This is a genomic window from Streptomyces sp. NPDC042102 (assembly GCF_055582305.1).
In genome coordinates this window covers 17,631-42,554 of record NZ_JBVJDL010000011.1, presented here as the reverse complement: position 1 = coordinate 42,554, position 24,924 = coordinate 17,631, and the positions used below count along the sequence as shown (strand labels likewise).

General features: G+C 75.0%; 18 protein-coding genes. 11 read left to right on the top strand and 7 right to left on the bottom strand.

What is annotated here, in order from left to right; all coding sequences use genetic code 11:
- Window positions 1-382 precede the first annotated feature (382 nt).
- Genes ACZ6KO_RS29750 through ACZ6KO_RS29735 form a run of 4 tightly spaced genes read right to left on the bottom strand, consistent with a single transcriptional unit; the run spans window position 383 to window position 3,437 of the window.
- On the bottom strand, window positions 383-1,411 hold the full coding sequence (locus ACZ6KO_RS29750; protein WP_469307102.1) for a slipin family protein: 1,029 nt from the start codon (window positions 1,409-1,411) through the stop codon (window positions 383-385).
- A gap of 43 nt (window positions 1,412-1,454) precedes the next feature.
- Window positions 1,455-2,351, bottom strand: a complete 897-nt coding sequence (locus ACZ6KO_RS29745; protein WP_469307101.1) for an aminoglycoside phosphotransferase family protein — start codon at window positions 2,349-2,351, stop codon at window positions 1,455-1,457.
- 16 nt (window positions 2,352-2,367) lie between these two features.
- Window positions 2,368-2,847, bottom strand: a complete 480-nt coding sequence (locus ACZ6KO_RS29740; protein ID WP_469307100.1) for a ferritin-like domain-containing protein — start codon at window positions 2,845-2,847, stop codon at window positions 2,368-2,370.
- On the bottom strand, window positions 2,844-3,437 hold the full coding sequence (locus ACZ6KO_RS29735; protein WP_469307099.1) for a hypothetical protein: 594 nt from the start codon (window positions 3,435-3,437) through the stop codon (window positions 2,844-2,846). Before ACZ6KO_RS29735 ends, ACZ6KO_RS29740 begins: the two co-directional genes overlap by 4 nt.
- Before the next feature lie 165 nt (window positions 3,438-3,602).
- Here ACZ6KO_RS29735 and rimP point away from each other — a divergent pair, with 165 nt between their 5' ends.
- From rimP to ACZ6KO_RS29690, 9 genes are all read left to right on the top strand, one after another.
- A complete protein-coding gene (rimP, locus tag ACZ6KO_RS29730; RefSeq protein ID WP_469307098.1) occupies window positions 3,603-4,115 on the top strand; it encodes a ribosome maturation factor RimP in 513 nt (170 codons plus the stop codon).
- Between the two features lie 2 nt (window positions 4,116-4,117).
- Window positions 4,118-5,104 carry a transcription termination factor NusA gene (gene nusA / locus ACZ6KO_RS29725; RefSeq protein WP_469307097.1) on the top strand — a complete coding sequence of 329 codons (987 nt, stop codon included), beginning with the start codon at window positions 4,118-4,120 and terminating at the stop codon, window positions 5,102-5,104.
- A gap of 111 nt (window positions 5,105-5,215) precedes the next feature.
- Entirely contained in the window at window positions 5,216-5,503 is a 288-nt protein-coding gene (locus ACZ6KO_RS29720; RefSeq protein ID WP_469307096.1) for a YlxR family protein, read from the top strand.
- A 147-nt stretch (window positions 5,504-5,650) separates the two neighbouring features.
- Window positions 5,651-8,761, top strand: coding sequence for a translation initiation factor IF-2 (infB, locus tag ACZ6KO_RS29715; RefSeq protein ID WP_469307095.1), 3,111 nt, complete (start codon window positions 5,651-5,653; stop codon window positions 8,759-8,761).
- Between the two features lie 162 nt (window positions 8,762-8,923).
- Window positions 8,924-9,217 (top strand): DUF503 domain-containing protein, encoded by a 294-nt coding sequence (locus ACZ6KO_RS29710; protein ID WP_219671569.1) that lies wholly within the window; start codon window positions 8,924-8,926, stop codon window positions 9,215-9,217.
- A 35-nt stretch (window positions 9,218-9,252) separates the two neighbouring features.
- Window positions 9,253-9,702 (top strand): 30S ribosome-binding factor RbfA, encoded by a 450-nt coding sequence (gene rbfA / locus ACZ6KO_RS29705; RefSeq protein WP_401454323.1) that lies wholly within the window; start codon window positions 9,253-9,255, stop codon window positions 9,700-9,702.
- On the top strand, window positions 9,699-10,607 hold the full coding sequence (gene truB / locus ACZ6KO_RS29700) for a tRNA pseudouridine(55) synthase TruB (protein ID WP_469307094.1): 909 nt from the start codon (window positions 9,699-9,701) through the stop codon (window positions 10,605-10,607). The genes rbfA and truB overlap by 4 nt, the downstream gene beginning before the upstream one ends.
- A gap of 234 nt (window positions 10,608-10,841) precedes the next feature.
- A complete protein-coding gene (locus ACZ6KO_RS29695) occupies window positions 10,842-15,254 on the top strand; it encodes a hypothetical protein (protein ID WP_469307093.1) in 4,413 nt (1,470 codons plus the stop codon).
- A 152-nt stretch (window positions 15,255-15,406) separates the two neighbouring features.
- Window positions 15,407-16,363 carry a bifunctional riboflavin kinase/FAD synthetase gene (locus ACZ6KO_RS29690; RefSeq protein ID WP_469307092.1) on the top strand — a complete coding sequence of 319 codons (957 nt, stop codon included), beginning with the start codon at window positions 15,407-15,409 and terminating at the stop codon, window positions 16,361-16,363.
- Between the two features lie 117 nt (window positions 16,364-16,480).
- Here ACZ6KO_RS29690 and ACZ6KO_RS29685 read toward each other — a convergent pair whose 3' ends face one another.
- The 3 genes from ACZ6KO_RS29685 to eccE all read right to left on the bottom strand — a co-directional run bounded on the left by ACZ6KO_RS29685 (window position 16,481) and on the right by eccE (window position 21,785).
- Window positions 16,481-19,486, bottom strand: coding sequence for an SCO5717 family growth-regulating ATPase (locus tag ACZ6KO_RS29685; protein WP_469307091.1), 3,006 nt, complete (start codon window positions 19,484-19,486; stop codon window positions 16,481-16,483).
- 332 nt (window positions 19,487-19,818) lie between these two features.
- On the bottom strand, window positions 19,819-20,517 hold the full coding sequence (locus ACZ6KO_RS29680; protein WP_469307090.1) for a hypothetical protein: 699 nt from the start codon (window positions 20,515-20,517) through the stop codon (window positions 19,819-19,821).
- Window positions 20,514-21,785, bottom strand: a complete 1,272-nt coding sequence (gene eccE, locus ACZ6KO_RS29675; RefSeq protein ID WP_469307089.1) for a type VII secretion protein EccE — start codon at window positions 21,783-21,785, stop codon at window positions 20,514-20,516. The genes ACZ6KO_RS29680 and eccE overlap by 4 nt, the downstream gene beginning before the upstream one ends.
- A gap of 259 nt (window positions 21,786-22,044) precedes the next feature.
- On the opposite strand from eccE, the gene eccB reads away from it, so the two are divergent.
- Together eccB and mycP are read left to right on the top strand one after the other, a co-directional pair.
- Window positions 22,045-23,652, top strand: coding sequence for a type VII secretion protein EccB (gene eccB, locus ACZ6KO_RS29670; RefSeq protein WP_469307088.1), 1,608 nt, complete (start codon window positions 22,045-22,047; stop codon window positions 23,650-23,652).
- Window positions 23,653-23,660: 8 nt separating this feature from the next.
- Window positions 23,661-24,914, top strand: coding sequence for a type VII secretion-associated serine protease mycosin (gene mycP / locus ACZ6KO_RS29665; RefSeq protein WP_469307087.1), 1,254 nt, complete (start codon window positions 23,661-23,663; stop codon window positions 24,912-24,914).
- Window positions 24,915-24,924 lie beyond the last annotated feature (10 nt).

Sequence of the window (24,924 nt, the reverse complement as noted above, 5' to 3'; positions counted from 1 at the left end):
GCACCCCCGCGCCTCAATCGCCGGCGGGGCTGGGAGGGGTGCCCGGCGACGCTGGAGCGGCGCCCGGTGGCACTCGGTTCGGGGGCTCCGCCCCCGCGCCCCCGCGCCTCAAACGCCGGCGGGGCTGGAATGGTGCCCGGCGGCGCTGGAAGGTCCTTGGCGGACGCTGGGTGAGTGCCGCGGGGCGGCATTTCCAGCCCGCGCGGCGTTTGAGCGCACGGGCGCGAAGCGCACGTATGGGGGCTCGGGGGCGGAGCCCCCGCAACCCTGCCCCGCCGGACACCTTCCAGCCCCGCCGGCGATTGAGGCGCGGGGGCCGGGGCGGAGCCCCGGTTTCGGGAAGGGGCGGGGTGGGGGAAGAGCACCGCGCAGCGGCACCCGGTTACGCGGCCGCCGCCGGCGGGGGATCCGCCGGGTCCGGCACCGGGGCGGCCGGCCCCTCCAGGCGCGGGGGCGCCAGGTCCGCCGGGCCCTCCAACCGTGGCGCGGGGTCCGCCGGAGCCGGCAGGACATCGGGGCCCGACGGGCCCGGCAGGGCATCAGGGGCCGCCGGACCCGGCAGCGCGTCAGGGGCCGCCGGACCCGGTGGCGCATCGGGGGCCGGCGGGGCGTCCCGCCGGGACGGATTCGGCCGGCCCTCCGCGGGGGCGGTCTGGGCCGCGCGTTCCAGGAACCGCAGGAGTTCCACCGGGAAGGGCAGGACCAGCGTGGAGTTCTTCTCCGCCGCGACGGCGACCACCGTCTGGAGCAGCCGCAGCTGCAACGCCGCCGGCTGCTCCGCCATCACCCCCGCCGCCTCCGCCAGCTTCCTCGACGCCTGCAGCTCCGCATCCGCGTTGATCACCCGCGCCCGCCGCTCCCGGTCCGCCTCCGCCTGCCGGGCCATCGACCGCTTCATCGTCTCCGGCAGTGAGACGTCCTTGATCTCCACCCGGTCGATCTGTACGCCCCACCCCACCGCCGGGCTGTCGATCATCAGCTCCAGCCCCTGGTTGAGCTTCTCGCGGTTGGACAGCAGGTCGTCCAGGTCCGACTTGCCGATGATCGAGCGCAGCGAGGTCTGCGCCATCTGCGACACCGCGAACCGGTAGTCCTCGACCTCGATGATCGCGTTCGCCGGGTCGATCACCCTGAAGTACACGACCGCGTCCACCCGCACCGTCACGTTGTCCCGCGTGATCCCCTCCTGCGCGGGCACCGGCAGCGTCACGATCTGCATGTTCACCTTGCGCAGCCGGTCCATGCCCGGGACGACCAGGGTGAAGCCGGGCTGCCGGATGCCCGCGCGCAGCCGCCCGAAGCGGAAGACCAAGCCGCGCTCGTACTGCTTGACCACCCGCGCCGCGCAGCCGACGTAGACCACGATCGCCGTTCCCGCCGCGATGGCCGCGGCCAGCAGTTCTTCGCCCATGACGGCCCCCTGCCAGGCATGCCTACCCCCTCAACGGTATGCCCTACAGCCAGCCCGCGAACTCCAGCAGCAGCTCCGCGTCCCGCCGCCGTCCGGCCCGCAGCGCACGCGTGCCCGACTCCACCGCCCGGAACAGCGTCCAGCCCCGCAGCCGGTCCCGGTCCACCTCCAGGGAGTCCGCCAGCTTGTTCACCCGGCGCCGGGCGCCCGCCGCGCCCGCCGAGGAGGCCACCTGGTCCTCCAGCCGGTCCCGCACCAGCCGCGCCAGGTCGTACGCCCGCTCGCCCACCAGCGGTTCCGGGCCCACCGTCAGCCACGGCGCCCGGTCGCCCGCCAGTACCTTGCCCTGCCGGAAGTTCCCGTGGAGCAGGAACTCCTCCTCCGCCGCCGCGCCCAGTTCGTCCCGGGCCGCCAGCGCGTCCCGCACGAGCGGCTGCGCCTCCTCGGGCGCCCCCGCCATCGCCTCGGCCTGCCGCCCGGTCCGCTGCGCGACCGTCTCGAAGCCGTGCCCGGCCGGCGGCGTCACCCACAGCCGGCGGATCGTGCCCGACGCCTCCAGCAGGGCTTTCGCGTCGGGCAGCGAGCGCAGCGAGACCTCGGGCTGCAGCCGCTCCAGCAGCAGCCCCCCGTCGTCGTGCCGGCTGTCCAGCACCCGGACCGCCCCGAAGCCGCCCCAGTGCGCCAGCGCCGCCAGCTCACGGTCCGGGCGGGCGGACGGCGGCGCCAGCTTCAGCGCGGCCGGGGTCCCGTCGGGATAGCGGACCAGGACGACCACACTGCTGCGGCCGCCGGGTGCCTGGATCCGCTGTGCGGTGACCCCCCGCCGGTCGAGGGCCTCCTGCGCCAGGTGGGGCAACTGCCCCAGCCAGTCCGCGTCCTGCGCCGGATCCGGCATCTCGCCGAGCGCCCGTACGAGCCGCTGCGGCGGTTCGAAAGCCATGCGTGCGTGGTCCCTTTCAGCTGGTCCGGGCTCGTTCCGCGCGTTCGCCGAGCCCAGGGAAGGCTACGCCGCCGCCGCGCCAGCGTGCCGCGCGGACCGCCGCCCGGCTCAGTGCGTCGGCCGCCTCGCGGCGCAGCGGACCCTCCGCCGCCCGCACCAGATCGGAGTACGCGCCGGCCACCCGCTCCTCGATCTCGGCGGCCAGCCGCACCACGTCGGCGGGGGCGCGCAGTTCGAACGGGAGCGCGTACGCCGCCTCCGACGGCCGGGGTACGCCGCCCAGCTCGCGCACGGTCCGGGTCAGCGCGTCCCGGCGCGCGAGGTGCCCGCCGTGCGCCTCGCGGGCCTCGTTCGCCCGCTCCGCCGCGACCCGGGCGCCGATCACGCCGTACCCGTAGGCGGCCGCGTGCTCGGCGGCCAGCGCGGCCTGGGCCGCCTCCAGCGCGCGGGCGGCGGCGGGGGCCTGCGACGGTCCCGTGCTCAGCTCTCGGCTCACTGTGCGGCTCCCGGGGTCGAGGTGAGCAGGTGGTGGTGGACGGCCCCGCAGGCCGCGACCGAGGCGAGCAGCCGGGCCAGCTCGCCCGGCGCCTCGGCCAGCGCGACGGTACGGGTCTCGGCCAGGTCGCGTTCGGCCGCCGCCAGGGCGGTGACGGCCTCCTCCGGCTTGGCGGGGACGGCCTCGGCCGGCGCGCCCGAGGCCGTCGAGGCGCCGGAGGCCTGCGGCGCGCCCGAGGCCTTCGGGGCACCGGCGGCCGCCGGTGCCCCGGTGGCGGACGGGGTCGCGGAGGGCGTGCGGCGCGGCTGGTCGGGGTCCAGCGCCGTCACGTGCTCCGCGACCGCGGCCCGCAGCGGCGCGAGCCGCCCGGCCAGCGCCGGGTGGGCGGCGAGCGTGGCGTCGTAACGTTCCAGCATCGCCCGGCTGTCACGGACGGCCGCTTCGCGCATCCGCCGTTCGGGTGGACCTTCGGGGTCGCCGGCGGCGGACCCGCCGTCCGTGCAGCCCGTGAGCAGCACGGCACCGGCGGTGCCGGCGGCTGCGGCGAGCAGGCTTCTTCGCGAGGGCCTCAGAGGCAAAGACCAGGGCACGGCGACGTCCTCGGGGGGTGTGCAGGGGCGGGCAGTGATCACGGTACCCGGGGGGTTGTCCACAGGGCGGACGGCAACACCCTCCGCGACCGGATACCCTTTGACCTGACACGCGACCCACGCGACGGAAACCACAACAGCACACGCGGCCGAGGAGTCACCCGGATGAGCACCCCCCAGAGCGACAGGCTGCGCGGACTGCTGGAGCCGCTCGTCACCGCCAAGGGACTGGACCTCGAGGAGATCGAGACCTCCCGTGCCGGCAAGCGCCGGATGCTGCGGATCATCGTGGATTCCGATGAGGGTGTGGAGCTGGACACCTGCGCCGAGCTGAGCCGGGTCGTCGGCGAGCTGCTCGACGAGACCGACGTGATGGGCGAGGGCGAGTACGTCCTCGAGGTCAGCTCCCCGGGCGCGGACCGCCCCCTGACCGAGCACCGCCACTACGTACGGGCGACGGGTCGCCTCGTGAAGTTCCAGCTGTCCGCCGAAGGCGACAAGGGTGCCGGGGAACTGGTCGCCCGGATCCTCGGCGTGGACGAGGACGGCCTGGACCTGGAGGTCCCGGGCGTGAAGGGCCGCAAGGCCACCGCCCGCCGCGTCGCTTTCACGGACATCGCCAAGGCGCGTGTCGAGATCGAGTTCAACCGCAAGGACAAGAAGGAAGAGGAGGCGTAGCCGTGGACATCGACATGAGTGCCCTGCGGGGTCTGGTCCGGGAGAAGGAGATCTCCTTCGACCTGCTCGTCGAAGCGATCGAGTCGGCCCTCCTCATCGCCTACCACCGCACCGAGGGAAGCTTCCGGCGCGCCCGGGTCGAGCTGGACCGCACCAACGGGCACGTGGTCGTGTGGGCGAAGGAAGACCCTCAGGATCTGGAGGAGGGCCAGGAGGCCAAGGAGTTCGACGACACTCCTTCGGGCTTCGGCCGGATCGCCGCGACCACCGCCAAGCAGGTGATCCTGCAGCGTCTGCGCGACGCCGAGGACGACCTGACGTTCGGCGAGTTCGCCGGCCGCGAGGGCGACGTCATCACCGGTGTGGTGCAGCAGGGCAAGGACCCCAAGAACGTCCTGGTCGACATCGGCAAGCTGGAGGCCATCCTGCCGGTGCAGGAGCAGGTCCCCGGCGAGGAGTACACCCACGGCCTGCGTCTTCGTACGTACGTCGTCCGGGTGGCCAAGGGTGTGCGCGGTCCGTCCGTGACGCTCTCGCGCACCCACCCCAACCTGGTGAAGAAGCTCTTCGCCCTGGAGGTCCCGGAGATCGCCGACGGCAGCGTCGAGATCGCGGCGATCGCCCGCGAGGCCGGCCACCGCACCAAGATCGCGGTCCGTTCCACCCGCTCGGGCCTGAACGCCAAGGGCGCCTGCATCGGCCCGATGGGCGGCCGCGTGCGCAACGTGATGGCCGAGCTGCACGGCGAGAAGATCGACATCGTCGACTGGTCGGACGACCCGGCGGACATGGTGGCCAACGCGCTGTCACCCGCTCGGGTGAGCAAGGTCGAGATCGTCGACCTCGCCTCGCGCTCCGCCCGGGTGACGGTGCCCGACTACCAGCTGTCGCTGGCCATCGGCAAGGAGGGGCAGAACGCCCGCCTCGCCGCGCGGCTCACCGGCTGGCGCATCGACATCCGCCCGGACACCGAGCCGGCGGCGGAATAATCGGCTGCCGACCGGGGTTCCCGGCCGGTAGACGTGGAGATACACCACAACAACGTCCGTTCGATTTTTCGCCCGAAGGGGTGAGGTCGGTACGGGGAGGTAGACTGAAGCGTGTCTGGCCGGACGCATGCCCGCGCATGCCCTGAACGCACCTGTGTGGGGTGCCGGGCGCGAGCGGCCAAGAACGAACTGCTGCGGATCGTGGCGATCGGGGACGAATGCGTCCCCGATCCTCGCGGTACGCTGCCCGGCCGGGGTGCCTACGTGCACCCTGCCGTGGTCTGCCTCGACCAGGCGGTGCGCCGCCGGGCGTTCCCCAGGGCCCTGCGGTCCCCGGGAGCACTCGACACGGCGGAGCTGCGCAAGGCCGTGGACACGGCCGCAGAGGCGACACCGTAAGAAGAAGTACGGCACGGAACACCGTGCGGTCAGGTACCTCGCGAGTTGGAAGTAGGTCGAGATTGCGATGAGCACTCGATGAGTACGCGATGAGTACGCCCATGAAGTAGCGACGGTCCGGCGTAACCCGGACCTAAAAGGAGCGAAGTGGCTAAGGTCCGGGTATACGAACTCGCCAAGGAGTTCGGGGTTGAGAGCAAGGTCGTCATGGCCAAGCTCCAAGAACTCGGTGAATTCGTCCGTTCGGCGTCCTCGACGATCGAGGCGCCGGTTGTACGCAAGTTGACTGACGCACTGCAGGGGCCCGGCACCGCCGGCAAGTCCGCTGCAAAGCCCGGCGCGCCCCGCAAGGCCGCGCCCGCCAAGCCCGCGGCGCCCTCCCCGGCGGCCGCGGCACGTCCTGCTGCCCCGAAGCCCGGCGCCCCGGCCCCCAAGCCGGCCGCCGCGGAGGCTCCGGCCGTCAGCGCCCCGGTGACCCCGGCCACTCCCGGCCCGCGTCCCGGTCCCAAGGCCCCGGCCCCGAAGCCCGCTCCGGCGGCTCCGGCCCCGGTCGCGGCCGAGTTCCAGGCCCCGCCGTCGGCTCCGGCCGCCCCGGCGCGTCCCGCCGCCAGCCCGGGCCCGCGCCCGGCTGCGCAGCGTCCCGCGGCCCCGGGTCAGTCCGGTGCCCGTCCCGGCGCCCCCCGTCCGCAGGGCTCGCAGGCCCCGCGTCCCGGTGGTGCCCAGGCCCCGCGCCCCGGTGGCGCCCGTCCGGCCGGTCCCCGTCCGGGCAACAACCCCTTCACCTCCGGCGGCTCCACCGGCATGGCGCGCCCGCAGGCGCCCCGTCCGGGCGGCGCTCCCCGTCCCGGTGCCCCCGGTGCCGGTCAGGGCGGTCCGCGTCCGCAGGGCGCCGGCCAGGGTGGCCCCCGTCCGCAGGGTCCGGGCCAGGGCGGTCAGCCCGGTGGGCGGCCCTCGCCCGCCGGCATGCCCCGTCCGCAGGGCGGCCCGCGTCCGGGTCCCGGTGGACCCGGTGGTGCTCCCGGCGGTAACCGTCCGAACCCGGGCATGATGCCGCAGCGTCCCGCTGCCGGCCCGCGTCCCGGTCCCGGCGGCCGTGGCCCCGGTGGCCCGGGCGGCGCAGGCCGTCCCGGCGGCGGTGCCGGTCGTCCCGGCGGCGGCGGCTTCGCCGGCCGTCCGGCCGGTCCCGGCTCGCGTCCCGGTGGCGGCGGCGGCTTCGGCGGCCCGCGTCCCGGTGGTGGCGGCGGCTTCGGCGGCGGTCCCGGTGCCGGTGCCGGCGGCGGTGGCCGTCCCGGCTTCGGCGGTCGTCCCGGCGGCCCCGGTGGCCGTGGTGGCACGCAGGGCGCCTTCGGCCGTCCCGGCGGCCCGGCCCGTCGTGGCCGCAAGTCGAAGCGGCAGCGGCGCCAGGAGTACGAGGCCATGCAGGCCCCGTCGGTCGGCGGCGTGATGCTGCCCCGCGGCAACGGCGAAGCCATTCGTCTGTCGCGCGGTGCGTCGCTCACCGACTTCGCGGAGAAGATCAACGCCAACCCGGCGTCGCTCGTCGCCGTGATGATGAACCTGGGCGAGATGGTCACGGCCACCCAGTCCGTGTCGGACGACACGCTGGAGATGCTGGCCCAGGAGATGAACTACACGGTTCAGATCGTCAGCCCGGAGGAGGAGGACCGCGAGCTCCTCGAGTCCTTCGACATCGAGTTCGGCGAGGACGAGGGCGGCGAGGAGTTCCTCGTCGCGCGTCCGCCGGTCGTGACCGTCATGGGTCACGTCGACCACGGTAAGACCCGACTCCTCGACGCGATCCGCAAGACCAACGTGGTCGCGGGCGAGGCCGGTGGCATCACCCAGCACATCGGTGCCTACCAGGTCTCCACCGAGGTCAACGACGAAGAGCGCCGCATCACCTTCATCGACACCCCGGGTCACGAGGCGTTCACCGCCATGCGTGCCCGTGGTGCCAAGTCCACCGACATCGCGATCCTCGTGGTCGCGGCCAACGACGGTGTCATGCCGCAGACGATCGAGGCGCTCAACCACGCCAAGGCTGCGGACGTCCCGATCGTCGTCGCGGTCAACAAGATCGACGTCGAGGGTGCGGACCCGGTCAAGGTGCGCGGTCAGCTGACCGAGTACGGCCTGGTGGCCGAGGAGTACGGCGGCGACACCATGTTCGTCGACATCTCCGCCAAGCAGGGTCTGCACATCGACTCCCTGCTGGAGGCCGTCGTCCTCACCGCCGACGCCTCGCTCGACCTGCGGGCCAACCCGGAGCAGGACGCGCAGGGCATCGCCATCGAGTCGCACCTCGACCGCGGTCGCGGTGCCGTCTCCACCGTCCTGGTCCAGCGCGGCACGCTGCGCATCGGTGACACGATGGTCGTCGGCGACGCGTACGGCCGTGTCCGCGCGATGCTCGACGACAAGGGCAACAACGTCGAGGAAGCGGGTCCGTCGACCCCCGTCCTGGTCCTGGGTCTCACCAACGTCCCCGGCGCCGGCGACAACTTCCTGGTCGTGGACGAGGACCGGACCGCCCGTCAGATCGCCGAGAAGCGCGCTGCGCGTGAGCGCAACGCCGCCTTCGCCAAGCGCGTCCGCCGGGTGTCCCTCGAGGACCTCGACAAGGTGCTCAAGGCCGGTCAGGTCCAGGAACTCAACCTCATCATCAAGGGCGACGCGTCCGGTGCGGTCGAGGCTCTCGAGTCCTCGCTGCTCCAGCTCGACGTCGGTGAAGAGGTCGACATCCGCGTCCTGCACCGCGGTGTGGGTGCGGTCACCGAGTCCGACATCGACCTGGCGATGGGCTCCGACGCCATCGTCATCGGCTACAACGTCCGTGCGGCCGGCCGTGCCGCGCAGATGGCGGAGCGCGAGGGCGTCGACGTCCGGTACTACTCGGTGATCTACCAGGCCATCGAGGAGATCGAGGCGGCCCTGAAGGGTCTCCTCAAGCCGGAGTACGAAGAGGTCGAGCTCGGTACGGCGGAGATCCGCGAGGTCTTCCGCTCGTCCAAGCTGGGCAACATCGCCGGTGTCCTGGTCCGGTCGGGAGAGGTCAAGCGCAACACCAAGGCGCGCCTGCTGCGCGACGGCAAGGTCGTCGCGGAGAACCTCACCATCTCGGGCCTGCGTCGCTTCAAGGACGACGTCACCGAGATCCGCGAAGGCTTCGAGGGCGGTATCAACCTCGGAAACTTCAACGACATCAAGATCGACGACGTCATTGCGACGTACGAGATGCGCGAGAAGCCGCGCGCCTGACGCGCAGCGATCGCGACTGTCTCACGACTGCTGTCGTGACCGGGGCCGGTCGGCGGAATTTCCGTCGATCGGCCCCGGCCGTTGCGTGTACGGTTCTGGTGACCCTGCCAAGCGTTGGCTGGCAGGCCACCGAACCCGAACCGGCGGGACATCCGGAACTGCATGTACGTGGGGACTCTGTCCTTCGATCTGCTCCTCGGCGACGTCCACTCGTTGAAGGAGAAACGCTCCGTCGTCCGGCCCATCGTGGCCGAGCTCCAGCGCAAGTTCTCCGTGAGCGCTGCCGAGGTGGGTGACCAGGACCTCCACCGCAGGGCCCGGATAGGGGTCGCGCTGGTGTCCGGGGACGCGGGGTTCGTGTCGGACGTACTGGACCGCTGCGAGCGGCTGGTCGCGGCACGGCCGGAGGTGGAACTGCTGTCGGTACGACGGCGGCTCCACGGTGATGAAGACTGATTGCTTGACTTGCAAGAAAAGAAGGAGACGGACCAGTGGCCGACAACGCGCGGGCGAAGAAGCTGGCGGACCTCATCCGGGAGGTGGTCGCCCAGAAGCTGCAGCGAGGCATCAAGGACCCGCGCCTCGGTACGCACGTGACGATCACGGACACCCGGGTCACCGGTGACCTGCGGGAGGCCACGGTCTTCTACACGGTCTACGGCGACGACGAGGACCGTGCCAGCGCGGCCGCCGGCCTGGAGAGCGCCAAGGGCATCCTGCGCTCCGCGGTCGGCCGGGCGGCCGGCACCAAGTTCACGCCGACCCTGACCTTCGTGGCGGACGCCCTCCCGGAGAACGCCAAGACCATCGAGGACCTCCTCGACAAGGCGCGGCTCTCCGACGCCCAGGTGCGCGAGGCGTCCTCGGGCGCCGAGTACGCCGGCGAGGCCGACCCGTACAAGAAGCCGGGCGAGGACGACGAGGACGCAGCCGCGGAATGAGCAGCAGGGCACACACCACGCCGGACGGCCTTGTCATCGTCGACAAGCCGTCCGGCTTCACTTCGCACGACGTGGTCGCCAAGATGCGCGGGATCGCCAAGACCCGCCGCGTCGGCCACGCCGGCACCCTCGACCCGATGGCGACGGGCGTCCTCGTCCTGGGCGTGGAGAAGGCCACCAAGCTGCTCGGCCACCTCGCGCTGACCGAGAAGGAGTACCTCGGTACGGTCCGGCTCGGCCAGAACACCCTCACGGACGACGCCGAGGGCGACGTGATCGCCTCCACAGACGCCTCCGGGGTGACCCGGGAGGCCGTCGACGCGGGCATCGCCGAGCTGACCGGCGACATCATGCAGGTGCCGTCGAAGGTCAGCGCCATCAAGATCAACGGCGTGCGGTCCTACAAGCGGGCCCGCGAGGGCGAGGAGTTCGAGATCCCGGCCCGTCCGGTCACGGTCTCCTCGTTCCAGGTGTACGACATGCGCGAGGCGCTGGCCGAGGACGGCACCAAGGTCGTCGACCTGGTCGTCTCCGTGGTCTGCTCCAGCGGTACGTACATCCGCGCCCTGGCCCGCGACCTCGGCGCCGACCTCGGCGTCGGCGGGCACCTGACGGCGCTGCGGCGCACCCGGGTCGGCCCGTACAAGCTGGACCGGGCGCGGACCCTGGACCAGCTCCAGGAGGAGCTGACCGTCATGCCGATCGCGGAGGCCGCGGCCGCCGCGTTCCCGCGCTGGGACCTGGACGCGCGGCGCGCCTCGCTGATCGCCAACGGGGTGCGGCTGGAGATGCCGGACGAGTACGCGGCCGGCCGGACGGTCGCCGTGTTCGGCCCGCAGGGCACGCTGCTCGGGCTCGTGGAGAGCAAGGGCGGCAAGGCGAAGTCCCTGGCGGTCTTCGTCTGAGCCGCTGCTTCCCCGTCCGGGCCGCTGGTCGACGGCCGGGTGTTGACGTGGAGCGGTGAGCGCACCGGTGCTGCTGCTCACCGCTCCACGACCCCCCTCGGGTAGGTCTCTATCCACCCGGAGCCCCGTATTCACCCGTCCGAGCAGGCGCTCGGAGTGAATGGAGGGAGCGTACGGGGGCGCTTTCGGCTCACGTGCTTTTGCCGCTGATCTTCATCGACCTACGGTCGTGAGATGGAGCTCACGGGGGAGCTGGTCCAGGTATGTGATCCCACCACCGGTCGGCCGCGCGGCAGCGGCTTCGTCGCCGACGACCGGGGGACCGTACTGACCAGCCACGAGGCCGTCGCCGGCCTGGGAGAGGTGCTGCTGGTGGGGTCCGGCGACGGGCCCCGGCGGGTCGGGGCGCGGGCGGTGACCGCGCTGCCCGCGGCCGGGCTGGCGCTCGTACGCGCCGAAGGGCTCGCGGGGGTGCGGCCGCTGCCGGTGACGGTGCGGGACGGGATCCCGGCCGGGAGGTACGTGCGGCTGGTCGCGCGGGGCTGGCGGCAGGCGCGGGTGCTGGGGGACGCGGAGGTCACGTACGGTGGCCGGCCGCTGTCGGCGGCGATCGCGCTGGCGCTGGGGACCGACGGCATGGACGCGCTGCGGCTCGGCGGGGAGGCGTGCGGCGGACCGGTGCTCGACGCGGAGACCGGAGCGGTGCTCGCGGTAGTGTGCACTGCTCTGAATTCGGAGCACCGCTCCGGCGGGTTCGCGGTGGTGCTGCGGGCCGCTGCCGCCTCCTGCCGGCCGCTCGCCGAGCTGCTGGAACGCAACGCGGCGACCGTCCCCGGTTACGGCGCCGACCTCAACCTCGCGGGCGTGCTGCGGCTGACCGGCGCCACGGTGGCCCCGCTCCTGCCGTACGACGGCCCGGAACCGGTCGAACGCGCGGCCGTCGCCGCCGAACTGGCCGCCTTCGCGGCCGGCGACCGCCCGGTCCTGGCCCTGATCGGCGCCCCCGGCACGGGCCGCACCACCGAACTGGCCTCGTGGGCCCGCCGCCGCACCCTGACCCCGGCCCCCCACCCCACGGTCTTCCTGCGCGGCGCCGACGTCCTCCCCGACGACACGTCCCTGTCGGACACGGTGGCCCGGACGCTGTGGGCGGCGCGGGGCGTGGCGGCGGGCGCCCGGGACCACGCCGCGGGCGGCACCGCGCCCGACGGAGACGGCACCGGGGCGACCGTCACCCGGGCGCCCGCCGGCCAGTGGGATGCCGGGGGCCGGGCGCCCTTCGGCCCGTGGGGTGCCGGGGGCCCGCCGGGGGCCGCCGTGAGCGACGGCCCCCGGGACCTCGTGCCGGCCGTGGCGGGAGACTCCCGGAGCTTGGCGGTGGCCGTGCCGGGGGACCTCCGGAGCTTGGCGGTGGCCGTGGCGGGGGACTCCCGGAGCCCGGCGGTGGCCGTGGCGGGGGACTCCCGGAGCCCGGCGGTGGCCGTGGCGGGGGACTCCCGGAGCTTCGTGGCGGCGGTGACCGGGCTCGCGCGGGGGCACGGACGTCCGCCCGCGGTCCTGCTCGACGCGTCCGAGGAACTGCCCGCGCTGTCCGACCACCGACTGACCGCGTGGACCCGGGCCACGGTGGACTGGCTGCGGGCGTCCGGCGCCCGGCTGGTGATCACCGGGCGCCCGGAGGGCTGGGAGCGCCTGGGAGCCCTGTTCCCGCCGGACGCGCTGCACGTCCCGCGCCGCCCGGCCCGCGGTCTCCCGCCCGCGCTGGGACTGGGCGACCTGACCGCGGACGAGGCGGCCCTGGCCCGGGTCCGCCACGGCATCCCGACGGCGTCGATCGCCCCCGCCGACGCCCGCCACCCGCTCGCCCTGCGCCTGCTGTCGGGCATCCGGGCCGCGGGCGTGACGACGGGCCGCCCGACCCGCGAAGAGATCTTCTCCGCCCACCTGGACCTGCTGTGCCTGCGCACGGCGATCCGCATCGCCACCCCGGACGCCCCGGACGCCCCGGACACCCCGGACGCCCCGGGCACCGCGGGCCCCGGACGCGGGGGCCCGGCCGGCGCCGCGGGGGCTGACACCGCGGCCGGGCGGCCGGTCGGCGCCGGGTCCGGTACCCCCTGGGGCGGCCCCGGACCGTCCGGCACGCACGGATGGACGCCGGACGCGGCGCACCCCGACCCGTCCGGGTCCGACGGGCCACCCGGGGCGGGCACCGCGTTCACGTCCGGCCGCGCCGGCCCCTCCGCGCCGGGCGCCCGGGACGAGGGGCCGGCCGCAGGTGCCACCGGGTGCCCCCAGCAGCCCTGGCCCCCGACGGGCTCCGGTACCGACGGGGCGGTGGCGGAGGCGGGGCAGCCCGCCGCAGGCGACCCCGGGCGGGACGGGAGCGCTGCTGGCCCGGGCGGACACGGACGGCGGCCCGCCGACGCCGCCGCGCCACGAGCCCCCGGCCGACCCGGCCCCGGAGCCGTCCGCGCCGTCCGCGCGTCCGACGGACCCTCCGGCCCGGAGTACGGACCCGGGCCGACGACGGGCTGGCCGGGGCCCGGTGCCGGGGTGCTGGCCGGGTGGTACGGCGGTGGTGCGGCGGCCGGGGCCGGGGGTGCCCCCGGCGTTGCGGGTGGGAGCGGGGACTCGGCCGAGGGTGTGCCAGGGTCCGGTGCCGGTGCCGGTGCGGGTGTTTCCGGTGCTGGTGCCAGTGGGTCGTGCGGTGCTGCTGGGCAGGTGTACGGGCCCGGGGCGGCCGGTGGTTGGGCCGGGTCCGGAGACGGTTCCCGCGTCGTGGCCGGGTGGTGCGGCGGTGGTGCGGTGGCCGGGGGTGTGTACGGGCCCGGGGTGCGGCGGTTGGCGGTGCGGGTGGCCGGGCGGTTGCACGCGGCCGCGCGGCGGTGTCTGGGGCCCGGGCAGGGCGAGCTGGACCGGGAGACCTTCGAGACGCTGTTCCCCCGGCGCACGGGCTGGGCCTCGGCCGTGCTCGCCGAGGGGTTGCTGGTGCCCACCGGTACCGGGTACCGGATCGCCCACGAAGCGGTGTCCGACTGGCTCCAGGCCGCCCATCTCGACGTACCCACGGCGCTGGACACCCTCGTGCTGCGTACCGGGCCGGCCGCCGCGCCCGCCGTCCCCCGGCACCGCATCGGGCCGGTCCTCGAAGCCCTCCACCAACTGCCCCCGCCGGCCCGCGCCGCGCGCCTGCTCCAGCTGGTCACCGTGCTGACCGCCCGCCCCGCCCCCGACGCCGACCGCGCCTGGTGGGCCTCCCGGCTGCTGCGGGCGTGCCTGCTGCGGGCCGCCGACGCCGAGCCGTTCCTGCCCGTCCTGCACGCCCTCGCCGACCACATCGCCGAGGAGGACGCCGGACCCGGGGGCTTCGGCGGGTCCTTCTGGAACCGGCTGCGCCTGTCCGAGACCGCCCGCCTCGACCTCCTGCGCCGCGTCCTGCCCGCGGACCCCGCCGAGGGCGACCGCTGCCTGGACGCCGCCGGCCGCCGCCTGGCCCGCGACCCGCACGTGGTCCAGCCGCTGCTGATCCAGTGGTTCGGTGACGAACGCCGGCTGCGCGGCCGCCCCGGCGCCACCGTGGCCACCGCCGCCCAGGCACTGCTGCACACCCACCGCGGGCCCGCCCTGGACGACCTCACCGAGGCCCTGGTCGTCGCCGCGCACCCGTGCGCCGACGAACTGCTCGCCGCGCTCGCCGAGGAGGAGCCCTCCGCCGTCTGCCGGGCCGTGGCCCGCTGGGCGCACGACGCCCGCCCCGAGCGCCGGGTCGCCGCCGCGGCGTACGGCCCGGCCGCCGCGGCCCACGTACGCACCCCCGCCGACCGCGAACTGCTGCGCCACGCCGCGCAGGCCCTGCTCGCGCGCCGCTCCGACGCCACCCTGCACGGCAGCGCCCTCGCCGTCCTGCTCCGGGATCCGCACGTCCGCGGCCGCTACGCGCAGGACGCCCTCGCCTGCCTCCGCGAACGCGGCTCGCGGCTGCCCGCCGACGCCCTGGTCGCCGCACTGCCCCTGCTGCCCGACCCCGACGCCGTCTTCGACGTCCTGCGCGAGCGCGCCGACGGCGAGGTGCTGCGCGCCCTCGCCGCCCTGACGACGCCCGCGCTCGCCCGCCGCGCCGGCGACCTCGTCCGCGACCACCTCGCACGCCGCCCCGAGGACGCCCCGCACGCCGCCGTGTTCGTCGACCGCCGCCTGGACCAGGGCCCGGCCGCCCGGGCGGTCCTGCAGCCGCTGGTCGCCGGACTGCTGCGCGGACCGCTGCCGGTACGGATCGCGCTCGCCGGTGTCCTCGCCGCACCCGGCGGGGAGGACTCCCGGGCGCTGCGCGGCGAGCTGGCCGACGTACTGCTGCGCGAGGAGCAGGACCCGCGGGTGCTGGAGGCGGTCCTCGGGGCGCTCGCGCGCGGGGCGGCCGTACGGGACGAGGCCCGCACCCGGGAGCTGCTGCGCCGCACCGCGCGGCAGTTGCTGCGGGCGCCCGGCGGCGCGGCCGTGTTCGAACGGTCGACGCTCCAGCTGGCCCGCACGGCACCCCGGTTCGCGGTGCTGGTGGCCCGCTGGCTCGCCGAGGACACCACGGCCGGCGCCGCACTGCTGGGGCCGGGCGCTCGACGTACGGTCGAGAGCCTGTCCCGTACCTGACAGGGATCTGGCCAGGAGCCGGCACACGGCTGGCAGACTGGTGGCGGCCCCGCGGAGCCGGACGCCGATGCGGGCCCTCAAGGACCGGCATGGCAGTCTTAGACCTGCAATCTCTACAGGCATACACGGGTTTCGGGCGAGGAGCGGTCACAGTGCAGCGGTGGCGTGGCTTGGAGGACATCCCCCAGGACTGGGGACGCAGCGTCGTCACCATCGGCTCCTACGACGGCGTCCACCGGGGTCATCAGCTGATCATCGGCCGGGCCGTGGCCCGCGCCCGCGAGCTCGGCGTGCCGTCGGTCGTGGTCACCTTCGACCCGCATCCCAGCGAGGTCGTCCGCCCGGGCAGCCACCCGCCGCTGCTGGCCCCGCACCACCGCCGGGCCGAGCTGATGGAGGGCCTCGGCGTCGACGCGGTGCTGATCCTGCCCTTCACCGCCGAGTTCTCGCAGCTGTCCCCGGCCGACTTCATCGTCAAGGTGCTCGTCGACAAGCTGCACGCGCGCGCCGTCATAGAGGGCCCGAACTTCCGCTTCGGCCACCGCGCCGCCGGCAACGTCGACTTCCTGCGCGAACTGGGCGCCACGTACGACTACGAGGTCGAGGTCATCGACCTGGTGGTGCGCGGCGAGGCGGGCGGCGGCGTGCCGTTCTCCTCGACGCTCGCGCGCCGGCTGGTCGCCGAGGGCGACATGGAGGGCGCGGCCGAGATCCTCGGCCGGCCGCACCGGGTCGAGGGCGTCGTGGTGCGCGGTGCGCAGCGCGGGCGCGAGCTCGGCTACCCGACGGCGAACGTCGAGACCCTCCCGCACACCGCGATCCCGGCGGACGGCGTGTACGCGGGCTGGCTGACGGCGGACGGCGAGCGGATGCCGGCGGCGATCTCGGTCGGCACGAACCCGCAGTTCGACGGGACGGACCGGACGGTCGAGGCGTACGCGATCGACCGGGTCGGACTGGACCTGTACGGGCTGCACGTGACCGTCGACTTCCTCGCGTACGTGCGCGGCATGGCGAAGTTCGAGTCGCTGGAGGGCCTGCTGGAGGCGATCGCGGACGACGTGAAGCGGGCGCGGGCGCTGACGGAGGCGTACGACACGGCACGCTGACCGCAGGTCCGCCGCTCACCCGGTCGCCGGTCCGGGTGTCCGGGTGAGCGGCTGGAAGAACGGGCGAGGGCCCGTACCGTCCGGGTGGGACGGTACGGGCCCTCGGCGTCGTCCGGGCTACTGGCCCTGCGACTGGCGCGGGTCCTGCGGCGGGGCGGGCGGCTGCTGCGGCCAGCCCTGGCCGGGCTGCGGCTGGTACGGCTGACCGGGCTGCGGCTGCTGCTGCGGCGGCTGGCCGTACGGCTGGGGCTGCTGCGGGTAGGGCTGCGGCTGACCGTACGGCTGGGGCTGCTGGGGTTGCTGCGGCGGCTGGCCGTAGGGACCGGGCGCGCCCGGCGCCGGGGGCTGCCCCTGCGGGTAGGGCTGCTGACCGTACGGCTGCTGCTGCGGCTGCTGGCCGTACGGGGCCTGCTGCGGGACGTGCTGACCGGCGGCCCCCCACTGGTTGTGCGCCTGCTGCTGGGCCCGCTGGAAGTCCTCGGCCACCAGGGCGGACAGGTGGAAGTACGCCTCGCGCGTCTTGGGCCGCATCATGTCGAGGTCGACCTCGGCGCCGGCGGAGAGGTGCTCGTCGAAGGGCACCACGACGACACCGCGGCAGCGGGTCTCGAAGTGCTGGACGATGTCCTCGACCTTGATCATCTTGCCGGTCTCGCGGACCCCGGAGATCACGGTGAGGGAACGCGAGACGAGGTCGGCGTAGCCGTGCGCGGAGAGCCAGTCGAGCGTGGTGCTCGCGCTGCTCGCGCCGTCCACGGACGGCGTCGAGATGATGATCAGCTGATCGGCCAGGTCCAGGACGCCGCGCATGGCGGAGTACAGCAGGCCGGTGCCCGAGTCGGTGAGGATGATCGGGTACTGGCGGCCCAGGACCTCGATCGCCCGCCGGTAGTCCTCGTCGTTGAAGGTCGTCGAGACGGCCGGGTCCACGTCGTTGGCGATGATCTCCAGGCCGGAGGGGGCCTGGGAGGTGAACCGCCGGATGTCCATGTACGAGTTCAGGTACGGGATCGCCTGGACGAGGTCACGGATGGTGGCCCCGGTCTCACGGCGCACGCGGCGGCCGAGGGTGCCGGCGTCCGGGTTCGCGTCGATGGCGAGGATCTTGTCCTGGCGCTCGGTCGCGAGGGTCGCGCCGAGGGCGGTGGTCGTCGTGGTCTTGCCGACGCCGCCCTTGAGGCTGATCACCGCGATGCGGTAGCACGACAGCACGGGCGTGCGGATGAGCTCCAGCTTGCGCTGGCGCTCGGCCTCGGCCGCCTTGCCGCCGAGGCGGAAGAGGGATCCGGAACCGCCGCCCGCACGGCTGCTCTTGGGCTTCTGCTTGTTGCGCAGCAGGCGGTCGGAGGACAGCTCCACGGCGGCGGTGTACCCGAGGGGGGCACCGCCGGCGGGGGACTGCTGGTACCGGGGGTCCTGGGGACCGGGGCCGCCGGGGCCGGGGTTCGGACCGGGGGTCGGACCGGGGTGGGGGTGCTGGCCCGGGTGCTGGGCCTGCTGGGGCCACCCGGGGGCGGCCTGGTGCGCGTCGTGCTGCGGGGGCACGGGGGCCGGGGGCTGCGGGAACCCGTAGCTGCCGCCCGCCTGCGGCTGCCCCGGAACCTGGGCCTGGGGCTGGGCCGGGGGCTGTGCCTGGTCCTGCGGCGGGAGTGGCGGGAAGCCGTACCCGGCCGGGGGCTGGTGCGGTGCCTGCGCCTGGGCGGGTACCTGCGGGGCGGGCGCCTGCGGGGCCGGCGGCTGCTGGGCCTGGCCGGCCTGCTGCGGGGCGGGCGGGAACCCGTAACCGGCGGGCGGCTGTTGCTGCGCCTGCGCGGGCGGGAAGCCGTACCCGGCCGGGGGCTGGGGCGGCGGGAAGCCGTACCCCGCCTGCGGGGCGGGAGCCGGCTCGGCCGGGTTCGCCGGGAACGTGGGCGGCAGCGGCGGCAGCCCGCCCTGCGGCGCGGGCGGCGTGGCCCACGGCTGGTCGGCGGGCGGGGCGTCCTGGGGCTCGCCCGTCGCCGGAAGGGGCGACGGCACGGCGTCCGTGGGGTTGTCACCCGTACCGGTGGCGCCCGGCGCCGGAACCGGCGTACCGGAGGCGGGAGTCGGGGTCCGCGCGGCGTCGGTGGCCGGAGCGGCGTAGGGGTCGGTGGAGGAGGCGCCGTCGGCCGGCAGCTCGGTCTCCACGGGCACCTCGAGGGGCTTGGGAGCCGTGAACGGGCCCGGCGTGCCGGTGCCGCTCGCCGGGGTGACGTGCGCGTCCGCGGCGGTGTCGGCCACGGGGACGCCGTCGGCCGCTGCGGCCGCCAGGAGCGGCGCATCGGTGTCCGCGGCTTCCGCCGTCGCCACCGCCTCCGGGGCGTCCGGCAGACCCGGGTACGAGGTACCCGCGGCGGGCGTCACCGGGCCGGCCGCCGCCGGGAGGCCGGGGTACGAAGCACCCTCGCCCGGCGCGCCCGGCGCCGGGTCCGCGGCCGGGACGGGGCCCGAAAGCCCCTCGGCGGGGGTCCCCGAGGTGTCCGGGACAGCAGGAGTCGGAGCCGCGGGCAGCCCATACGAGCCCCCGTCGGCCGGGGCCGCGGGCAGACCCGCGTACGAGCCCCCGTCGGCCGGAGCCGCGGGCAGACCCGCGTACGAGCCCCCGTCGGCCGGGGCCGCGGGCGTCGCCGCCGGCCCGCCGGGGTACGAGGTGCCGTCCGCCGGGGCCACCGGGAGGCCCGGGTACGAGCCGCCGTCGGCCGGAGCCGCGGAAGCGGGAGCGTCGGACAGCGGAGCACCGGATCCCGGCATCCCCGCCACGGGAGCGCCGGACACCGGCATCCCCGGAACCGGAGCACCGGACACCGGCATGCCCGTACCCGCCGCCCCGGTACCCGGCGCCGGGTACGGCACCGGATCCGGCGCCGCGCCCGGGGCCATGCGCATCGTCGACGGGGAGCTCACGTCACCGGGGCGGTGCGGTTCGAAGCCGCTGCCCTCCGGCAGGCCCGGGACCGCGCCGGCCGAGGGCGCGTTCTGCGTGTACCAGGCCGGCGGGGTGTAGTCGATGGTGAACTCGCCCGTCAGCTCGGGCTCCGCGTCGGACTGATCGTCCGTCGGGACGTCCCACGTCCCGCCGCGGCTCTCGTTCCGATCGCCGTTCACTACGTCCTCCTGGTCTGGTCGCGCACGGTGGGGCGCCCCCATCGGCGCCACGCCCACCGTCAGCCTAATCGTGCCCGGCATCCGAAGCCCGGCCCCCCGTCGGGTCGCCCGTACGGCCGCCCCTCGATACGCCCCTGCCCGCAGGGCCAACACCGCAAGCCCCGCGCCGAGTACGCCGTGCGCGGTCCGCCGCGAAAACCCGTCACTCGACGGCGGCGAACCACACCCGCACCGGACCCGCACCGGAACGACACCGAACCCATACGAACCCATACGGACCCATGCGGACCCAAGCGGACCGAACCGCCGCGCACCGCCCGGAACCGCGCGGCTCAGTCGATCCGGCGCGCCCCGCCCAGCAGTCCCGTCTCCGCCTCGGTCCCCTGAGTCATCACGAACTGGCGGTCCCGCTGGTTGCACCACAGCGTCACCCCGTCGCCCAGCGTCGGAAGCGACTCGACGGCCGTGCGCGGCAGGTTCATCAGCCGGCCCAGCTGCTCCGCCTCGTCCGGCGAGACCCGCTGCACGCCCACCAGCGAGGACTGCTGCACCAGCCGCGGTGCCGTCGGGCTCAGGTACGGCAGCAGCGTCAGCACCGCCTGCCACGGTCCGGCCACCACCCGGCCCCGCGGCGGCCGCATCCCGCAGTCGCGGACGACCAGCACCGGGCTGCCCGCCGAGGCGCCCTGCGGCGGCACCCGGCCCACCTCGTGCAGCGTCACGCACTGCTGGCCGCCGCCCGCCGCCTGCGCCAGCGGAGCCCAGACCTGCGCGCGGCCCGTCTCGACGGTCACCCGGGCGCCCGTCGCCGCGGCCCGCAGCGCCAGGACCTGCGCCGTCCACAGCCCGCCGATGAGCGTCACCTCGTACGGGGTGGGGCGGTTGACGCCCAGCACCGCCGGGCGGCCCTCGGAGTCCACGCCGATGACGACGCCGTCGTCCCCGACCGGCAGTGCCAGCGCGTCCAGCTCCTGCGCCGCGACCGTGTGCCGTTCCCGGCGCGGGCCGATCAGCCCGTAGCCCATCCTCATCGCGCGCCTCCCAGCGGCAGCGAAGCCAGTACGCCCGGCAGCTGTTCGCGGTCGAGCCGGACCAGCCCGGTCTTCACCCCGCGGGCCGTGCGCTCCAGCTCCCGCCGGGCCGCGACCAGTTCCTCGTCGCTGCGCCCGGTGATCCGGATGTGGCCGGTCAGGGTCACCCCGCGCCGGTCGGCCGGGGCCAGCGTCAGGCTGAAGTTCGTCGCCAGCGCCGGCAGCGAGGTCAGCAGTGCCACGAAGTGCGGCAGCGGCGCGGCCCCGCCGCCCAACTGCGGCCAGCGGGCTATCCAGTACGTCGTGTGCCGCCGGTCGTCGCAGCGCCAGGTCCGCGGGGTCTCCTCGGTACGCCGCCCCGCGGTCGCCGAGCGGCCCGCCTGGGTGATCGCCATCGGATTCGCGCACGAGGACGTGGCCAGCGCGGCCGTCAGCTCCTGCTCGGTCAGCACGGTCGCCTGGAACCCCGCGCCCGCCAGCCGGCTCGCCAACTGGTCGGCCGCGCGCACCACGCAGCGCTGCGCGCCCGCGAGCCCGCCGCCGCGCGCGGCGACCGCCTCCGGGCACAGTTCGGGATCCAGCTTGAGCGCGATCCAGGTCAGCCGCACCGCCGGGGTGCCGGTCTGGGCCTGCAGCGGCGCGTAGTTGCGGGTCGCCATCGACTGGGCCGGCAGGTGCGGCGCGGGCGCCGGCTGGGTGTGCTGCACCAGCTGCGCGGACTCCAGCCGGATGCCGTCGACCTCCAGTACGCCCCGTATCAGGCCCAGCGGCAGCGGCCGGGCCGCCCGGTCCTCGCGCAGCGCGGTCGCGTCGGTGTCCACCTGGACCACCACCGTCAGGAACGTGCCGTCGCCGATCATCCCGACCGGACGGCGGTCACGGTCGCTGAACGTGTAGGTGCGCAGCGCCGGATCGGCCTCCACCAGCGGCGCCAGCCCCGGCTCGGTGCCCGGCGGCACCGTCAGCGCGGCCGCCCGCCGCCGGCGCGCGCGCAGCGCGAGCGCGGAGCCGATCCACTCGGGCAGCGAGCGCTGGTGCCGGCGTACGACGGCCAGCACGACGAGCACGGCGGCCACGGCACCGGCGGGCACCAGCAGCAGGGTGTCGACGACCCAGGCCACGAGCAGCACCGCGGCCGCCGCCTGGAGCAGCACCAGCTGTTGCAATCGGAACGGGCCGAACCGTCCCGGGCTCGACTTCGGATACGGCGTCACACCGCCCTGCGGTGGTGCGGCCGCGGCCGCTCGACGGCGCGTCGCGGTGGCCATCACTCGCGCACTTCCCCTTCCCGGGGCCAGACCCCGAAAGTCCCGCGGAACCGCGGCCCGTGCCCGCGTCTCCCCGGAATCTCCCCAATCCACCCCAACAAGCCCTGAATACCCCGGAACGGAAGGCACTGAGCGGCAGCCTCACCCTACCCGCCCCCTGCGCACCCTCCGTCAACAGGCATAGTAGGTGGCCGGTCCGACAATCGAGGCCCGGGGACCGTACTCACCGGCCGGGCCGGGCGGGGAGAAGCAGGCGGTCATGGCATCACGACGTGATGAGCTCAACGCGTACACCTTTGCGAAGCGGCGCACGGTGGCGGCCTTCCTGCAGCCGTCCGCGACGGGTACCGAGGAAGGGGCCCCCAGGCCGCTGCGCGCGATCGTGCCGGGGCTGGTGGTCGGTGCGCTGATCCTCGCGACGTTCGGCGCGTGGGGGATGTTCAAGCCCAAGGCCCCCAAGGGCTGGGACGAGCCGGGTGCGAAGGTCATCGTCGGCAAGAACTCGACGACCCGCTACGTGGTGCTGACCACCAAGGTGGGCGGCAAGGACCAGACCCGGCTGCACCCGGTGCTCAACCTCGCCTCCGCCCGACTGCTGCTGGATCCGCAGAAGTTCAAGGTCATCACCGTCGACGACAAGACCCTCGACAGCGGGAAGCCGCCGCGCGGGCCCATCATCGGCATCCAGTACGCCCCCGACCGGCTGCCCTCGGCCAAGGACGCCGGTACCGCCAAGCGCTGGGCCGTCTGCCAGCAGCCCGGCGGCAACGGCAGGGGCGTGCAGACCGCCGCCTTCGTCCTCGCCGACCGTGAGGCCCGGCTGCTCGACGACGAGCGCAAGGTCGCCGACGGCCAGGTGCTGTACGTGCAGAGCACGGGCGAGACCAAGGCCCGCTACCTCGTCGACGCGGCCGGCACCAAGTACAAGTTCCCCGACGGCGCCGCGGGCTCCCCGGCCGCCGCCGACGCCCAGAAGCTCACCAACGCCCTGGTGGGCAGCGGCACCCCGCAGGAGGTCAGCGACGCGTGGCTGGCCACGCTGCGCGACGGCGAGCCCCTCGGCTTCCCGCAACTGCCCGGCGCGGTCGGCGCGGACGCCGGCGTCCCCGGCCTGGTCACCGCCGACAACCGGGTCGGCACGGTGCTGCGCGCCCAGACCGGCTCCGGCCCGCAGCACTACGTGGTGCTGCCGGGCAAGGTGGCCCCGGTCTCCGACTTCGTGGCGTGGCTGCTCATCAGCGCGCCCGCCACCGACATGCTCAACATGAACGGCAAGCCCCGCGAGGTGGACAGCCAGTCCCTCAGCCCGGACGCCACCCCGTTCAAGGGCGGCGCCCGCTGGCCGGTGAAGAAGGCCACGCAGATCAACCGCGTCGGCGCGGCCGCCGGCTCCGCGGGCACCTCCGGCGCCCCGGCGCAGGGCGGCGACCGCGACACCGTCTGCAACGTGCTGCGCTCGGTCGACGGCTCGGGCAACCAGACGATGAGCACGTGGGCGGGGACCGGCTTCCCCATCGACATCACCGCCAGCGGCGCCAGTTCGTACGTCACCCCCGGCTCGGGCCTGCTCTACACGCAGACCCAGGGCCGGCAGGGCACCGCCGGCGGCTCCCTCTTCCTGGTCACCGACACGGGCCTGCGGTACGCCGTCCAGGCCAACGGCGACAGCGACGCCGCGAAGTCGGGCATCGGCGCCGCCGACCCGAAGAAGGACTCCACCGACGGGCGCCCCGAGGCCAGCCAGGCCCAGACGCGCCTGGGCTACGGCGGCGTGACCCCCGCCCTGGTGCCGATCGCCTGGTCGGAGTTCCTCTCCAAGGGCCCGCGCCTGGACACCAACGCGGCCCGCCAGCCGCAGGGTTCGTGAGGCCGCCGATGCAGACGAAACCCCGTGGCGCCGCCGTCCTGCGCACGGCCGCGGCCCTCGCCCTCGTCGTGGGAGCCGGCACCGCCGCGGCGCCCGCGCCCGCGCTCGCCCTGGCGTCGGACGACGCGACGACGCGGCCGGCCGGCGCCGGCGAGTGCACCTTCCCGATGAAGAAGCAGATCGCCGACCGCCCCTGGGCCCTGCAACGGGTCCTCCTGGACGCCCTGTGGGCCGAGGGCCGGGGCAAGGGCGTCCGGGTCGCCGTCATCGACACCGGTGTGGACCGCGCCAACCCGCAGCTGGCCCCGGCCGTGGACGTCGCCGCGGGCAAGGACCTGCTCGACGCCAAGGGCGACGGCACGACCGACACGGTCGGCCACGGCACCAAGGTCGCCGGTCTGATCGCGGCCCGCCCCCAGGAGGGCACCGGCTTCGTGGGGCTGGCCCCCGAGGCCACCATCATCCCGATCCGGCAGAACGACGAGCGCCAGACCGGCAAGGCCGACACCCTGGCCGACGCGATCGAGCACGCGCTGGCCAAGGGCGCCCAGATCATCAACATCTCGCAGGACACCACCCAGCCGATGGGCGAGGACTCCAAGCTCGGCCAGGCCGTGAAGAAGGCCGTCGCGCAGAACGTCGTGGTCGTCGCCTCCGCCGGCAACGACGGCGTCAAGGGCGAGAAGCGCAAGACGTACCCGGCGGCCTTCCCCGGTGTCCTCGCCGTCGCCTCCAGCGACCGCAACAACGAGCGCGCCGCGTTCTCCCAGCCCGGTGACTTCATCTCGGTCGCCGCCCCCGGCGTCGACATGGTCTCCACCGTGCCGATGTTCGGCCAGTGCGTCGACAACGGCACCAGCTTCTCGGCCCCGTACGTCGCCGGTGTGGCCGCGCTGCTGCGCGCCCAGCACGCCGACTGGAGCGCCCAGGAGATCATCTGGCAGATCCAGCAGACGGCCGAGCGCTCGGTCAACGGCAAGGACGACTACGTCGGCTGGGGGGTCGTCGACCCCGTCCGCGCCGTCACCCAGGACGGCCAGCGGCCCAAGGCGCCCGTACCCGACCCCGGCCCGCCGCCGGCGGCCGCCCCGCAGGCGGCCCCGCTCGCGATGACCGAGACCCGGCAGGAGCGCGAGGAGCGGTTCGGGACGTACGCTCTGGGTATCGGGGCCGTGCTGATCGCGGTGATCGCCGGTACGGCCACCGTGGCCCGTGAGGCGTATCGCCGCAAGCGGCGCTCCGGGGCGGCACGGCAGGCCTGAGGCGGGGGAG